Origin of the sequence: Nonomuraea cavernae (assembly GCF_040655715.1) — a bacterium.
GTDB lineage: Bacteria > Actinomycetota > Actinomycetes > Streptosporangiales > Streptosporangiaceae > Nonomuraea > Nonomuraea cavernae_A.
In genome coordinates, this window is sequence record NZ_JBFAKL010000006.1 from 93,425 (window position 1) to 107,104 (window position 13,680).

Sequence of the window (13,680 nt, forward strand, 5' to 3'; positions counted from 1 at the left end):
AACACGGCCACCCGCACAAGTCCGGCATGCTCACCCTGGAGAAGACACCATGACCCCAGCCGAGAAGGAAGTCGCGGAGCTCTGCGTCGAGCTGATCCGCGTCGACAGCAGCAACTACGGCGACGGCAGCGGCCCCGGGGAGCGCGCAGCCGCCGAGGTCGTCATGGCCAGGCTGGCCGAGGTGGGCATCGAGTCCACCTACATCGAGAGCGCGCCCGGCCGGGGCAACGTGATCACCCGCGTCGCGGGCACCGACCCGTCGCTGCCCGCGCTGCTGGTGCACGGCCACCTCGACGTGGTGCCGGCCAACGCGGCCGACTGGTCGGTCGACCCGTTCGCGGGCGAGGTGCGCGACGGCTACATCTGGGGCCGGGGCGCGGTGGACATGAAGGACATGGACGCGATGATGCTGGCCGTGCTGCGGCAGCTCACCCGCGACGGCCGCCGGCCGCGCCGCGACCTGGTCTTCGCCTGGCTGGCCGACGAGGAGGCGGGCGGCACCTACGGCGCCAAGCACCTCACCGCGCACCACCCCGAGCTGTTCGAGGGCGTCACCGAGGCGATCAGCGAGGTCGGCGGCTACTCCCTGGAGGTCGACCCGTCGCTGCGGCTCTATCTGATCGAGACCGCGCAGAAGGGCCTGGCCTGGATGAGGCTCGTCGCCGACGGCACGGCCGGGCACGGCTCGATGCTCAACTCCGACAACGCGGTCACCGAGCTCGCCAGGGCGGTGGCCCGCGTGGGCGCCCACGACTGGCCGATCACGCTCACGCCGACCGTGCGCCGGTTCCTGACCGAGGTCGCCGACGCCTTCGGCATCCCGTTCGACGAGGACGCTCCCGAGCCGATCCTGGAGCGGATCGGGCCGCTGGTCCGGTTCGTCGGGGCCACGCTGCACCACACGGCCAACCCCACCCAGCTCGATGCCGGCTACAAGTCCAACGTGATCCCCGGCCAGGCCACGGCCGTGATCGACGGGCGTTTCCTGCCCGGACACGAGGACGACTTCTTCAAGACCGTCGACTCGCTGATCGGGCCCAAGATCCGCCGGGAGTTCGTGCACCACGACATCGCGCTGGAGACCACGTTCGACGGCGCCCTGGTCGAGTCGATGATCGCGGCGCTGAAGGCCGAGGACCCCACCGCGCGGGCCATCCCCTACTGCATGTCGGGCGGCACCGACAACAAGACGTTCTTCGCCGACCTGGGTGTGCGGGGGTTCGGGTTCGTGCCGCTGCGGCTGCCGGCCGGCATGGACTTCGCCTCGATGTTCCACGGCGTGGACGAGCGGGTGCCGGTCGAGGCGCTTCAGTTCGGGGTGCGGGTGCTCGACAGGCTGCTCCTAAACTACTGACGTGAACAACCCCGACGCGAGCAACCCCGACGCGAGCAACGACGCCTACTCCCTGGCCCAGGAGGCCGCCGCCGCGCTGAGGAGCGCCGCCGGTCACGACACCTTCGACGTCGCCCTCGTCATGGGCTCCGGGTGGGTCCCGGCCGCCGACGCGCTCGGGCGGACGGTCGCCGAGATCCCCTTCACCGACCTGCCGGGCTTCTCGGCGCCCGCCGTGGCCGGGCACGGTGGCCGGATCCGGGTCGTACGCACCGACAGTGGCCGTCACGCGCTCGTCTTCCTCGGCCGCAGTCACCTCTACGAGGGGCACGGCCCCGAGGCGGTCGTCCACGGCGTGCGCACCGCCGCCGCCGCGGGAGTCCGCACGGTCGTGCTGACCAACGCGGCCGGCGGCCTGCGCCCCGAGACCCAGCAGGTCGGCGACCCGGTGCTGATCAGTGACCACATCAACCTGACCGGCACCAACCCGATCACCGGCACCACGTTCATCGACCTCACCGAGGTCTACTCGCGGCGGCTGCGCGCGCTCGTGCACGAGGTCGACCCGACCCTCGCCGAGGGCGTCTACGTCGCCTTCCGCGGCCCGACCTACGAGACACCCGCCGAGATCCGGATGCTGCGCACGTTCGGCGGCGACCTGATCGGCATGTCCACCGTGCTGGAGGCCATCGCCGCCCGCGAGGCCGGCCTCGACGTCCTCGGCCTCTCGCTGGTCACCAACGCGGCGGCCGGCCTGGGCGGTGAGGTGCTCGACCATGAGGAGGTCCTGGCGGTCGGCCGCGCCACCGCCGCCCGCATGGGCGTCCTGCTGGCCAAGGTCGTGGACCGGCTGTGAGCGACGACCTCCTCCGCCGGGCCCGCCAGTGGCTGCTCCAGGACCCCGACCCCGACACCCGGGCCGAGCTGTCCGGCCTGATCGAGCGCGAGGACCTCGCCGCGCTGCGCGAGCGCTTCCACACCAAGCTGGAGTTCGGCACCGCGGGCCTGCGGGGCGAGCTGGGCGCGGGGCCCAACCGGATGAACCAGGTCACCGTCATGCGGGCCGCCGCCGGGCTGGCCGGGGTGCTGGGCCCGGGGCGGCACGTGGTCGTGGGCTACGACGCCCGGCACAAGTCCGACGTGTTCGCCCGTGACACGGCGGCCGTGCTGACCGGCGCCGGGCTGCACGTCTCGCTGCTGCCCGGCCCGCTGCCGACGCCCGTGCTGGCCTTCGCCGTCCACCGGCTCGGCGCCGACGCGGGCGTGATGGTCACGGCCAGCCACAACCCGCCGAGGGACAACGGCTACAAGGTCTACTGGGGCGACGGCTCGCAGATCGTGCCGCCGATCGACAGCGAGATCTCCGCCGCCATCGACGCCGTGGGCCGGGTCGACCGGCTGCCGCTCGACGGGCCCGGCACCCTCACCGAGCTGGGCGACGCCATCGTCGACGACTATCTCGAAGCCCTCACCGCGCTTCCCCTCGGTGAGGCGCGGGAGCTGCGGGTCGCCTACACCCCGCTGCACGGCGTCGGCGGCGCCACCCTGACGGGCGCGTTCCTGGACGCCGGGTTCGAGAGCCCGATGTCGGTCGAGGAGCAGCGCGATCCCGACCCCGACTTCCCCACGGTCGCCTTCCCCAACCCCGAGGAGCCGGGGGCGATGGACCTGACCATCGCGCTCGCCTCCAAGATCAACGCCGACCTGGTGCTGGCCAACGACCCCGACGCCGACCGGTGCGCCGTGGGGGTGTCGCTGGGCGGCGGCACGTTCCGCATGCTGACCGGCGACGAGCTGGGCGGCCTGCTGGCCGAGCACGTGATCACGCACACCACCGGCGACCGCATGGTGGCCACCACGATCGTGTCCTCGACGCTGCTCGGCAAGATCGCGCGAGCGCACGGCGTGCGCTACGGCGAGACCCTGACCGGCTTCAAGTGGATCATGAAGGCGGGGCCCGGCCTCGTCTTCGGCTACGAGGAGGCGATCGGCTACAGCGTCGGCTCCGACGCCGGGCTGCCGGTGCGCGACAAGGACGGCATCGGCGCCGCGCTCACCGTGGCCGCGATCGCGGCGGAGGCCAAGCAGGCCGGCCGCACTCTGGCCGACCTGCTCGACGACCAGGCCAGGCGCTACGGCCTGCACGCCACGTCGCAGCTCTCGCTCCGGGTCGACGACCTGTCACTGATCGCCGACGCCATGGCCCGCCTGCGCGCCAAGCCTCCCGCCACCCTTGGCACCCGTACCGTGACCAGGATCGACGACCTGGCCGAGGGTGGCGAGCTGCCACCGACCGAGGGGCTGCGCTTCCTGCTGTCGGGCGACGCCCGGGTGGTGGTCCGGCCCTCGGGAACCGAGCCCAAGCTCAAGTGCTACCTGGAGGTTGTCGTCCCGGTGACGGGCGAGGTCACGTCGGCCCGCACCCACGCGGCCGAGGAACTGGAAGCTCTGAAAACAGACCTGGCCGCCACCCTGGGGCTATGACGCCGCCTGCCAGGACCACATCTGGACCCACCACTCTGGACCAACCAGACGTGGTCCTGTCGACGAGATGGTCTCATCGTGAGACCAATCTCCGGCATGGGCTCATGGAATCACATCGTGAGACCAATCTCCTTGTCAGTCTCATGGATGAGACTAATGCGGAGGTACAGACTGGCGCCTAGAGTCGAGGGACCAAGTTTGGCAGGTCCAAGTTTGGTGGGTCCAAATTTGGTCCCACCAAACTTGGACCCTCAGGTGTCATGGGGGCCCGGATGGACGGTTTCATCGGCCGGGATCGTGAGCTTTCGTCTCTGCAGCGGTTCTTCACCCGAGTAGGGGCGGGAGATCGGCCAGGGCGCGCCATCCTGATGCGTGGCCGACGTCGAGTCGGAAAATCGCGCCTGGTTGAGGAGTTCATCCTCCGGTCCGGGGTGCCCAGCTTGTTCTACACAGCAGCGCAGGAACCCTTCATCGAACAACTCGAACGGTTCAACGCGGACGCGGCGGCCTCGAATCTGCCTGACGCCTCTCTCTTCAACGAGGTAGCGCCGACCTCATGGGACAGCGCCCTGCGGCTCCTGGCCCATGCCATCCCCCAGGATTCGCCGAGCATCATCGTCCTCGACGAACTGCCCTTTATGATCAACGAGGATCCCCACCTCGAAGGCCAACTTCAGCGCCTCTTCGATCGCGAGTTCTCTCGCCGTCCCACGCTGCTCATCCTGATCGGCTCCGACATGTCCATCATGGAAGCCATCAACCAGTACAACCGCCCGTTCTACATGCGAGCGTCGGAAATGGTGGTAAATCCGCTCACTCCCGCGGATGTCGCGAGCAAGTTGGAATTGCCAGCCGCGGAAGCCATCGATGCCTACCTCATCTCCGGCGGGCTCCCCATGATCCTGGACGAATGGCCCGTGGGCGCCACCGCGAGTGAGTTCCTCGACAGCACCATCCCGGATGGCACGTCCGCGCTGACGGTGAGTGGCGAACGCGCCATGGCCGCGGAGTTCTCGCCCGACGCCCAAGCCAGAGTGCTCCTGAAGGCGCTCGGTTCGGGGCAGCGTACGTACTCGTCCATCATGAAGGCCGCTGGTGGGATAGGCAGCACCTCGGTCAAGAGGGGGCTGCAGATGCTCCTTGAGAAGCGCATGCTCACAGCCGAGCTTCCGCTGTCCACACGCCCAGCGAGAGAGACCCGCTACCACATCAGTGACGCGCATCTGCGGTTCTGGTTGTCCTTCATTGAACCGGGGCTGCCAGAGATCTATCGCGGGCGTGGTGACCTGGTGCTGCGGCGAATCCACACATCATGGACGTCATGGCGGGGGATGGCCGTGGAGCCGCTCATCCGCGAGTCGCTGCGGCGGATGGACGGGCTGCCCGAGGGTACGGGCGCCGTGGGCGGCTACTGGACCAGGACCAACGATCCTGAGATCGACCTCGTTGGCACCGACCGGGAGCCGGTGGCCAAGAAGATCACGATGGTCGGGTCGATCAAGTGGCTGGAGAACCGGCCGTTCGACCGCCATGACCTGAGCGAGCTGATCGTCCACCGGTCCAAGATGCCCGGGGCCGACACCTCCACGCCGCTCTACGCGGTCTCGCGCAGCGGGTGCGACGTGGAGGGGGTCAGGCACGTGACGCCCGAGCAGTTGCTGGACGTCTGGCGTTAGGCCAGGCGGAACTCCAGGTCGATGTCCCACTTGCTGGGGTCGAGCTCCACGCGTGGGTCGGTCCGGTAGAGCTCCAGGCGGCAGCCCCAGTGTTCGGCGCCGTCCTTCTCGGACATGTCCCACGCCAGGTCCCGCTCCGCCGCCCATTTCAGCAGCGCCTCGACGACGCCGGCGAGCTGGTCGGGGTGGCCGTGGTGGGTCACGGTCGCGTAGCGCCCGGCGGGCAGGTGGGCGGCGAAGATGTCGCCCTCGCCCGTCACCGGCTCCACGATCGGCACGCCGGCCTCGACCACCAGCCGGTCGGCCGCCATGTCGATGCTGTCGTAACGGAGAAACGGCGCTCCGGCCGGGGCGATCCCGCGCTGGGCGAGCCAGCCGACCAGCTCGCCGATGCGGTCGGCGACCTCGCTGAAGGTCGTCATGGTGATGGTCCTGCGCACCCCTACGTACGGACGGTCGGGGTGTTCCACGATGTTGGGCATTGTCGTCCTCCTTCACTCACCTGTACGAAGCAACTGCCCGGAACTCATCGGCAGGCCGAAGAACGGGAACAACCGGGTGTCCAGGCAGGTGATCGTCTCGGTGACGAACCCCCGCTCGATTTCGAGCACCACCAGGGCGAACGGCTCCCCTCGTACGTACTGGCCGAAGGCGGGCGAGCCGTTGGCCCGGACCGGGACCAGGCGGGAGCCGCCACAGGGCGCGTCGGCGCCCAGCATCGCCTTGCGGATCTCCGCACGCCCGCGCAGCCACCACGCGAACGGCGGCATCGACATCGTCGCGTCCTCGTGCAGCAACGAGACGAGCACGTCGACGTCGTAGCGTTCGAACGCGTCCACGTAGCGGGCCAGCAACCGCTCGTCCACCTCCTGCCGCGGCTCCGGGGAGGCGGGCAGGGTGGCCCTGGCCCGCTGCAACGCGCTGTTGACCGCCGCGACGCTGCCGCCGAGCAGTCCGGCCACCTCCGCCGCGCTCCAGCGCAGCACGTCGCGAAGGATCAGGACGGCCCGCTGGCGGGGCGGCAGGGACTGCAGCGCGGCGACGAACGCCAGCCGTACCGTCTCCTTCGCGACGGCGAGCTCGGCGGGGTCGGCGGGAAGCACGCGGCCGTCGGGCACCGGCTGGACCCACCTGTGGTCCGGCAGCGGCGCGCCGAGGTCGGCGCCGGGTGAGGAGGCGGGACCGAGGTCCATCGCCCGCGCCCGGCGCTGGGTGCCGCGCAGCATGTCGAGGCAGACGTTCGTGGCGATGCGGAACAGCCACGGACGCAGCGGCGCCCGGGCCGGGTCGTAACCGCCGCGCCAGGCCTTGACCAGCGTCTCCTGCACGGCGTCCTCGGCCTCGAACCCGGAGCCGAGCATGCGGTAGCAGTAGCCGGTCAGCTCGGTCCGGTGCGACTCCAGCTCGGTGGCGTCCACTAGGCCGGGACCACCTCGATCTGGAGCTCGGTCACCCACTCGTCGAGGTCGTCCGGGCAGTGCAGGGAGATCTCCCTGGCCAGGGCGACCGACCGGTAGCCGTTCTCCTCGATCCAGTGGGCCAGCGTCTGGAACGTCGTCCCGACCTCGTCCATGGAGCCGTGGTGGATGATCGTGGCCGCGGTCTCGATGCCGGGCAGGACGACCACCTCGAAGTCGTGGTCGTCGTGCGGGCCGGCGGAGACGGGGAACGCGGTGTGCACGCGCACGGCGCCGTCGTCCTCCGGGACGTAGTAGGCGATGCCGGGTCCCGTGATCGGCACGCCGGCGGACTCCAGCCGCGCGCAGATCTCGGCGAAGAGCGGCTTGATGACCGGGCCGATGTCCTCGGGCTCGTAACTCGCCGCGGTGGCGCTGAGCTCGGCGACCGTGATCGGGTCAAGCTTCTTGACCACGACTTCCTCGGGGTGCATGTATCCCTCTGTCTCGATGGTGCGGAGTCTCGCCTCGACCACGCGCAACCTGGCCAGATCGGCACTGATCTGCGCTTCCAGCTGGGCGCGGCGCAGCCGTACCATTCCGTGGAGCTCTGCCGCGGTCACCTTGTCGTCGAGGATCGTCCTGACCTGCTCCAGCGTGAAGCCGAGGTTCTTGATCGCGACGATGCGGTTGAGCCGGGACAGCTGCGCGGCCTGGTAGGAGCGGTACCCCGTGGCGGGGTCCACGTGCGCGGGTCGCAGCAGCCCGATCGCGTCGTAGTGGCGCAGCATGCGCACCGACACGAGCCCGAGCCTGGCGAAATCTCCGATGCTGAACATGACCTCTCCAGGTGTACGGGCTCACACGGTGTCAGGGTCAACACTAGGCAGGTTTCCTTTGATGGGTTATGTTCCATTTATGGCGACCGAACGTTCGGTAGGTGCGGCGTTGAAGGGCTACCTCACTGACCGCGACGCTGACGCGCGCCTGCGGATCAGGACGGCGGCCGTGCTGTTGTTCGCGCGGCAGGGTTACGCCGCGACGACCATCAGGGACCTCGCCCGGGCCATCAACATGACCAATGCCGGGATCTACCACCACGTGTCGAGCAAGGAGGCCCTCCTCGCCGACCTGATGCGGGCCGGGCACCGCGGGCTGATCGACTCGACCGATCTGATGTTGGACGGCGCCCGGCGGCCGGTGGACCGGCTCGCCCTGCTGATCAGCTCACTGACCGCCATCCACGCCCTCAATCCGATGCTCACCCGGGTGATGGACGGTGAGCTCCGCTCCCTCACCCCCGGATCGACCGCCCACGACGAGATCATCGCGCTGCGCGACGCCTACGAGGAGCGCTGGCGCCGCGCCCTCGACGACGGGGTCTCGGCGGGCGCCTTCCGCGTCGCCGACCGGAGGCTGACCCGCCTCGCCCTGATGTCCATGTGCACCGGCACCAGCGAGTGGTATCGCCCTGACGGTGACTCCACGCTGGAGCAGGTGTGCGCCGAATTCGTGGCGATCGGCCTGGCCGCGGTGCGCGCGCCCGCCCAGACCGTCGCGACGTGCGACTTCTCCCTGCTGCCGGCCTATCCGTGGGAGCCGCCGAATGTCTGACACGATCCCCGACTTACTCAGGTACGCCGCCAGAACGTACGGACGGCGCGAGTTCCTCCGCTTCCCGCACACTTCGCTGAGCTTCACCGAGACCGACGAACGGAGCGACCGGCTGGCCGGGGCGCTGGCCGCCAAGGGCGTGCGACCGGGCGACCGGGTGGCCGTCATGATGGAGAACGTCCAGGAATGGCCATTGAGCTGGCTGGCCATCCTCAAGGCCGGAGCGGTCACGGTGCCGGTGAACGTCCGGTATCGCGCGGCCGACCTGGAACACGTGCTGCGTGACTCGGGGGCCGTCGCCACCCTGACCACCTCCGAGCACGCCGCCCACATCCCCGGCACGGTCTACGACGTGCGGGACCTCGCCGCCGGCCGGTGGAGTCCGCCCGAAATTTCCCTCGACCGGCACGATGTAGCGAATTTTCAGTACACGTCGGGGACTACGGGATTCCCCAAAGCCTGCATGCTCACCCACGACTACTGGCTCAGAACCGCCCGGATCGTCGCCGACCGGATCGGAGTCCGCGACGACGACGTCATGCTGATCGCCCAGGCCTACTCCTACATGGATCCGCAGTGGACCATGCTCCTCTGCCTGCTCGGCGGCATCCCCCAGGTGGTGCTCCCCCGCTTCTCCGCCTCGGGCTTCTGGCCGTCGGTCCGCGAGCACGACGCGACCTTGACCTACGTGCTGGGGACGATGCCGATGCTGATGTTCAAGCAGCCGCCGCACCCCCTGGACCGGGACAACCGGATGCGACTCGTGCTCTGCTCCGGGATCGCCCCCGACCTGCACGCCGCCTTCGAGGAACGCTGGGGCGCGCCCTGGCGCGAGCTCTACGGCTCCACCGAGTCCGGCGCCGACCTGCTGGTCGCCCCAGAGGCGGCCGAGACGGTCGGCACCGGCGCCATGGGCCTGCCTCCCCCCGGCAAGGAGGTCATGATCGCCCGGCCGGGCAGCGTCCCGCCCGAGGAGGTTCCCGACGGGCGACAGGGCGAGATCGTGGTGCGGGGCATCCCGATGATGAAGGGCTACTGGAACCATCCCGAGGCCACCGCCCAGGCCTTCCAGGGCGGCTGGTACCACACCGGTGACCTGGGCTTCCGCGACGACGACGGCTACGTCCACCACTCGGGGCGGATTAAGGACATGGTCCGCAGGGGCGGCGAGAACATCTCCTGCGCAGAGGTCGAGCGCGTGCTCGGCCGGCATCCGGCGGTGCTGTCCGCCGCCCTGGTGCCCATCCCCGACGAGCTCTTCGGCGAGTTGCCGAAGGCCTTCATCCAGCTTCGTCCCGGCCACGCGCCCGACCGTGACACGGCCATGAGCGTGATCGGCCTGGCCAGGGAACGTCTGGCCAGATTCAAGATCCCGGCGTACGTCGAGTTCGTCGACGAGTTCTCACTGACACCGTCGGCCCGCATCGAGAAGCGCCACCTGCTGTATCCCGTACGCGATCAGCGTGCCGGAGCCATCGCCGTGGAACAGGAGACCCGATGATCGACGTGACCGTACGCGACGAGGTGGCCGTGATCACCCTGCGACGACCGGACAAGCTCAACGCCCTCACCGCCGGCATGCGCAGGCAGCTCGCCGCCGCCGTCCGGAGCCACGGGGACGGCAAAGCGGCCAGGGGCATCGTCGTCACCGGCACCGGGCGGGCGTTCTCGGCCGGCGAGGACATCAACGAGGCCGCCGGGCAGTCGCTGCTCGACGAGGTCGAGCTCTTCCACGACCTGACCAGGGCGGTGCTGGAAACCCAGGTGCCGGTCGTCGGCGCGGTCAACGGCCTGGCCGTGGGCGGCGCGGCCGAGTGGACGCTCTGCTTCGACTCCCGCATCGGCACACCGTCGGCTGAGTACTTCCTGCCGGAGAACCACATCGGGCTGTCCGTCTCCAACGCCTCCAGCCATCTGCTGCGCAGGCTGGTGGGAGGCCGGGCACTGCGGCTCGTGCTCGACTCGGCGCGGCTGAGCGCGGCCGAGGCGCAGTCGGCCGGGCTCCTGGACGAGATCGTCGAGCCGGACACGCTCGTGGCGACCGCGATCGGGCTCGTCCACCGGTGGACGCTGCCCGGCACGGCCACCGCCGTCCACCTGAGGCTGCTCCGGCCGTCACTGGAGGAGGTCGAACGGGCCTTCGCGGCCGAGACGGAGGCGGCCAGGCAGGTGGAGGAGACCGGGATCGCCCAGGCGGGCATGGAGCGCTTCATCAACCGGCGGACGGCCTGACGGCGGTCGTCGCGGCGGTCAGGGCACCACGAGCGCGGTGGTCAGGGCACCACGAGCGCGGCGATCACCAGCGCGAGCGCCACGGCGAGGACCGCGAACGAGTCGATCGCCCAGCTCTGCCGGACCGGGGCGGCCTGCTCGCCGCGCCGGCCGACCGCCTCGGCGCGCTCGGTGATCTGCTCGCCCAGCCAGTCGGCGTGCGTCTTGCCGGCGAACGCCTCGGCCGCGGCCTGCTCGCCCTTGGACAGGGTGGGCTCGGTCGGGAACCGGCCTCGCTGGGGCCTCGCCCCGACCCGGCGCCGTGCCTTGGCCCGCTCCCTGGCCGAACTGGTCGGAGTCCACAGGCGCAGGATCCGGTCGTCGCCGAGGTGGACGTTGATCGAGTGCGACACGGTCGCCTCCGTCACCGCCGCCCACGGCGCGTACGTGGTGCGCAGCGGGTTGCGGACGACCAACTCGTCCTCGGCGAGCACCGTGGCGGGCCGCAGCGCGGTCGTGTAGACGATCGTGGTCAGCACCCCGAGCACGGCCAGCGCCACCATCGACGGCTTGCCGGTGTAGCGGTAGATCAAATCGACCGTGTTGATCGCGACGAACGCCACCCACACCCAACCGAGGACGAAGGCGAACCGGGACCGGTAGACGTGCTTCACGACTGCCACTTGATCTGCGCGAACCCCGGCTTGATCACCCCGTTGATCAGCGCCAGCCGCTCGTCGAACGGGATGAACGCCGACTTCATCGCGTTGACCGTGAACCACTGCAGGTCGTCCCACCCGTAGCCGAACGCCTCGGCCAGCTTGGCGAACTCCAGCGACAGGTTGGTCGAGCTCATCAGCCGGTTGTCGGTGTTGACCGTCACCCGGAAGTAGAGGCGGCGCAGCAGCCCGATCGGGTGGTCGGCGATCGAGGTGGCGGCCCCGGTCTGCAGGTTGGACGTGGGGCACATCTCCAGCGGGATGCGCTTGTCACGCACGTAGGCGGCCAGCCGGCCCAGCTTGGCGGCGCCGTCGTCGGCCACGGAGATGTCGTCGATGATGCGCACCCCGTGGCCCAGCCGGTCGGCCCCGCACCACTGGATGGCCTGCCAGATCGACGGCAGCCCGAACGCCTCGCCCGCGTGGATCGTGAAGTGCGCGTTCTCCCTCTGGAGGTACTCGAACGCGTCGAGGTGCCGGGTGGGAGGGTAGCCGGCCTCGGCCCCGGCGATGTCGAAGCCCACCACGCCGACGTCGCGGTAGCGCACGGCCAGCTCGGCGATCTCCATCGAGCGCGCCTTGTGCCGCATCGCGGTCAGCAGGGTGCCGACCCGGATGCCGCGCCCCGCGGAGCCCTTGGCGAACCCCTCCAGCACGGCCTCGACCACCTCGTCGAGGCTGAGCCCGGTCGTGGTGTGCTGCTCGGGCGCGAAACGCACCTCGGCGTAGACGACGCCGTCGGCGGCGAGATCCTCGGCGCACTCGGCGGCGACCCGCATGAGGCTCTCCCGCGTCTGCATCACGCCGACCGTGTGCTCGAACGTCTCCAGGTAGCGCTCCAGCGACCCGGAGTCGGACGCCTCCTCGAACCAGGTGCGGAGGTTGTCGGGGTCGGTGGTGGGCAGCGCGCCGTAGCCGGTCTCCCGCGCCAGCTCCACGATGGTGCCGGCCCGAAGGCCGCCGTCGAGGTGGTCGTGCAGCAGCACCTTCGGCGCCCGCCGAATCTGGTCAATCGTGGGGCTCATCTCGCCATGATACGAGCCCGGCGGCGCCCCGGCTCTCCCGCACGCTCCACGGCTGGTCGGGGCGGGTCAGAGCCGGGTCAGACGCGGTGGGCGGCTTCGGGGGTGAAGGCCGGGAGGCAGACGGCGATGTATTCGGCGCCTTCGGGGCCGGAGCTGTAGCGGACCTTCTCGCCCGGCTCGGTGACCAGGCTCTGGCCCGCGCCGACCTCGATGGTGCCCCCGTCGTGCTCGACGATGACGGTGCCGCGCAGGACGACGGTGTATTCGGTGAACGACGGCGTCTGGGCCGGCTCCTCCCAGCCGGGCGGAGCGACCATGTGGGCGATGGAGACCGCCTCGTCGCCGCTGTTGACGCGGCCGACGTGCTCGTCGATGACCTTGCCGCCGGGCACCGGAATCCGGGTGGGCCCCTCGATCTTTCTCACCCGGTCAGTGTGCCACGTCGATGACCAGGCGGTCGGGGCCGGTGTACTCGCGAATCCGGAACGGCCTGCGCTCGGTGGCGAGCAGGGCGATGCCGACCCGGCCCTCGAAGTCGCCGGTCTTGACCACGTCCTTCACGGTGGTGAGCGAGGCGGGCACCGGGCCGCCCGTCCAGGTGGGGGTGCCGTCCTCGGTGTGGGCGTCGGCGTGGGTCAGCAGGAGGTGGAGGCAGGCGCGGCCGCCGAGGTCGACGGGATCGCCCGAGCCCTCCTGCTGCACCTTGTTCACCCAGCGCGCCGTGTAGCCGGGCAGCTCACCCCTGAAGTCGATCACCACGCGGTCGAACGTGTCGTGACGGCCGTAGCGGACCCCCGTCACCAGGGCCTGCTCGCGCCCCTCGTGCGGGACGTCCACCGCGGCGGTGCTGGTGGGCGCCGGGACCTGCGCGGTCGTCTCGCCGGGTGGCCGCGGCGTGGGGGTGCCGGGCCGCGCCGAGCCCGTCTCCTCGGTGTTCTGGGCGCCGCTCTCCTGGGCGCTGGTGGTCTGGGCGCTGCTGCTCGGCGTGGCGGTGCCACAGGCGGCCTGGGTCAGACCGCAGATCAGCACGGCGGCGCCCGCGATGACGCGAGGGTGCCACGCCGTACCGGGCCTGGGTGCGGGTGTCGGGCTCATGCCCGGTTGATGCCCGGTGGGTGATCGGGTGAAGCGGCGTGGCGGTGGATGGCATCGGGCTGCGGGCTTCCCTCCATTAGGAGCTCCCACTACTGTGATCATTCCCGCCAGGAGTCATATTCGTGA

The 13,680-nt window shown here is 70.2% G+C and carries 14 protein-coding genes; 7 read left to right on the top strand and 7 right to left on the bottom strand.

Annotation, left to right across the window (positions count from 1 at the left end; all coding sequences use genetic code 11):
- Window positions 1-49: 49 nt before the first annotated feature.
- The 4 genes from AB0I38_RS10780 to AB0I38_RS10795 all read left to right on the top strand — a co-directional run bounded on the left by AB0I38_RS10780 (window position 50) and on the right by AB0I38_RS10795 (window position 5,493).
- The gene (locus AB0I38_RS10780) at window positions 50-1,354 is read left to right on the top strand and encodes a M20/M25/M40 family metallo-hydrolase (protein WP_358465417.1); all 1,305 of its coding nucleotides are present in this window, start codon (window positions 50-52) and stop codon (window positions 1,352-1,354) included.
- Between the two features lies 1 nt (window position 1,355).
- A complete protein-coding gene (locus AB0I38_RS10785; RefSeq protein WP_358465420.1) occupies window positions 1,356-2,189 on the top strand; it encodes a purine-nucleoside phosphorylase in 834 nt (277 codons plus the stop codon).
- The gene (locus AB0I38_RS10790) at window positions 2,186-3,817 is read left to right on the top strand and encodes a phospho-sugar mutase (protein ID WP_358465423.1); all 1,632 of its coding nucleotides are present in this window, start codon (window positions 2,186-2,188) and stop codon (window positions 3,815-3,817) included. The genes AB0I38_RS10785 and AB0I38_RS10790 overlap by 4 nt, the downstream gene beginning before the upstream one ends.
- Window positions 3,818-4,089: 272 nt before the next feature.
- Window positions 4,090-5,493 (top strand): ATP-binding protein, encoded by a 1,404-nt coding sequence (locus tag AB0I38_RS10795; RefSeq protein ID WP_358465426.1) that lies wholly within the window; start codon window positions 4,090-4,092, stop codon window positions 5,491-5,493.
- On the opposite strand, the gene AB0I38_RS10800 is transcribed toward AB0I38_RS10795, so the two are convergent.
- Genes AB0I38_RS10800 through AB0I38_RS10810 form a run of 3 tightly spaced genes read right to left on the bottom strand, consistent with a single transcriptional unit; the run spans window position 5,490 to window position 7,729 of the window.
- Window positions 5,490-5,975, bottom strand: coding sequence for a GyrI-like domain-containing protein (locus AB0I38_RS10800; RefSeq protein WP_358465429.1), 486 nt, complete (start codon window positions 5,973-5,975; stop codon window positions 5,490-5,492). The two genes, AB0I38_RS10795 and AB0I38_RS10800, sit on opposite strands and share 4 nt — an antisense overlap.
- A gap of 12 nt (window positions 5,976-5,987) precedes the next feature.
- Complete coding sequence (locus AB0I38_RS10805; RefSeq protein ID WP_358465432.1) at window positions 5,988-6,911, bottom strand: sigma-70 family RNA polymerase sigma factor; 924 nt, start codon at window positions 6,909-6,911, stop codon at window positions 5,988-5,990.
- Window positions 6,911-7,729 carry a MerR family transcriptional regulator gene (locus tag AB0I38_RS10810; RefSeq protein ID WP_358465435.1) on the bottom strand — a complete coding sequence of 273 codons (819 nt, stop codon included), beginning with the start codon at window positions 7,727-7,729 and terminating at the stop codon, window positions 6,911-6,913. Before AB0I38_RS10810 ends, AB0I38_RS10805 begins: the two co-directional genes overlap by 1 nt.
- 79 nt (window positions 7,730-7,808) lie before the next feature.
- On the opposite strand from AB0I38_RS10810, the gene AB0I38_RS10815 reads away from it, so the two are divergent.
- The 3 genes from AB0I38_RS10815 to AB0I38_RS10825 are packed head-to-tail and all read left to right on the top strand — an operon-like array spanning window position 7,809 to window position 10,736.
- Entirely contained in the window at window positions 7,809-8,504 is a 696-nt protein-coding gene (locus tag AB0I38_RS10815) for a TetR/AcrR family transcriptional regulator (RefSeq protein WP_358465438.1), read from the top strand.
- The gene (locus AB0I38_RS10820) at window positions 8,497-10,005 is read left to right on the top strand and encodes an AMP-binding protein (protein WP_358465441.1); all 1,509 of its coding nucleotides are present in this window, start codon (window positions 8,497-8,499) and stop codon (window positions 10,003-10,005) included. Before AB0I38_RS10815 ends, AB0I38_RS10820 begins: the two co-directional genes overlap by 8 nt.
- Complete coding sequence (locus AB0I38_RS10825; protein WP_358465444.1) at window positions 10,002-10,736, top strand: enoyl-CoA hydratase/isomerase family protein; 735 nt, start codon at window positions 10,002-10,004, stop codon at window positions 10,734-10,736. The genes AB0I38_RS10820 and AB0I38_RS10825 overlap by 4 nt, the downstream gene beginning before the upstream one ends.
- A gap of 41 nt (window positions 10,737-10,777) precedes the next feature.
- Here AB0I38_RS10825 and AB0I38_RS10830 read toward each other — a convergent pair whose 3' ends face one another.
- From AB0I38_RS10830 to AB0I38_RS10845, 4 genes are all read right to left on the bottom strand, one after another.
- Window positions 10,778-11,389 (bottom strand): hypothetical protein, encoded by a 612-nt coding sequence (locus tag AB0I38_RS10830; RefSeq protein ID WP_358465447.1) that lies wholly within the window; start codon window positions 11,387-11,389, stop codon window positions 10,778-10,780.
- On the bottom strand, window positions 11,386-12,459 hold the full coding sequence (locus AB0I38_RS10835) for an adenosine deaminase (protein WP_358465450.1): 1,074 nt from the start codon (window positions 12,457-12,459) through the stop codon (window positions 11,386-11,388). The genes AB0I38_RS10830 and AB0I38_RS10835 overlap by 4 nt, the downstream gene beginning before the upstream one ends.
- A 77-nt stretch (window positions 12,460-12,536) precedes the next feature.
- Window positions 12,537-12,884: a cupin domain-containing protein gene (locus tag AB0I38_RS10840; protein WP_358465453.1), complete on the bottom strand. Its 348-nt coding sequence runs from the start codon at window positions 12,882-12,884 to the stop codon at window positions 12,537-12,539.
- Between the two features lie 4 nt (window positions 12,885-12,888).
- Window positions 12,889-13,554 carry an AMIN-like domain-containing (lipo)protein gene (locus tag AB0I38_RS10845; RefSeq protein ID WP_358465456.1) on the bottom strand — a complete coding sequence of 222 codons (666 nt, stop codon included), beginning with the start codon at window positions 13,552-13,554 and terminating at the stop codon, window positions 12,889-12,891.
- Window positions 13,555-13,680: the final 126 nt, after the last annotated feature.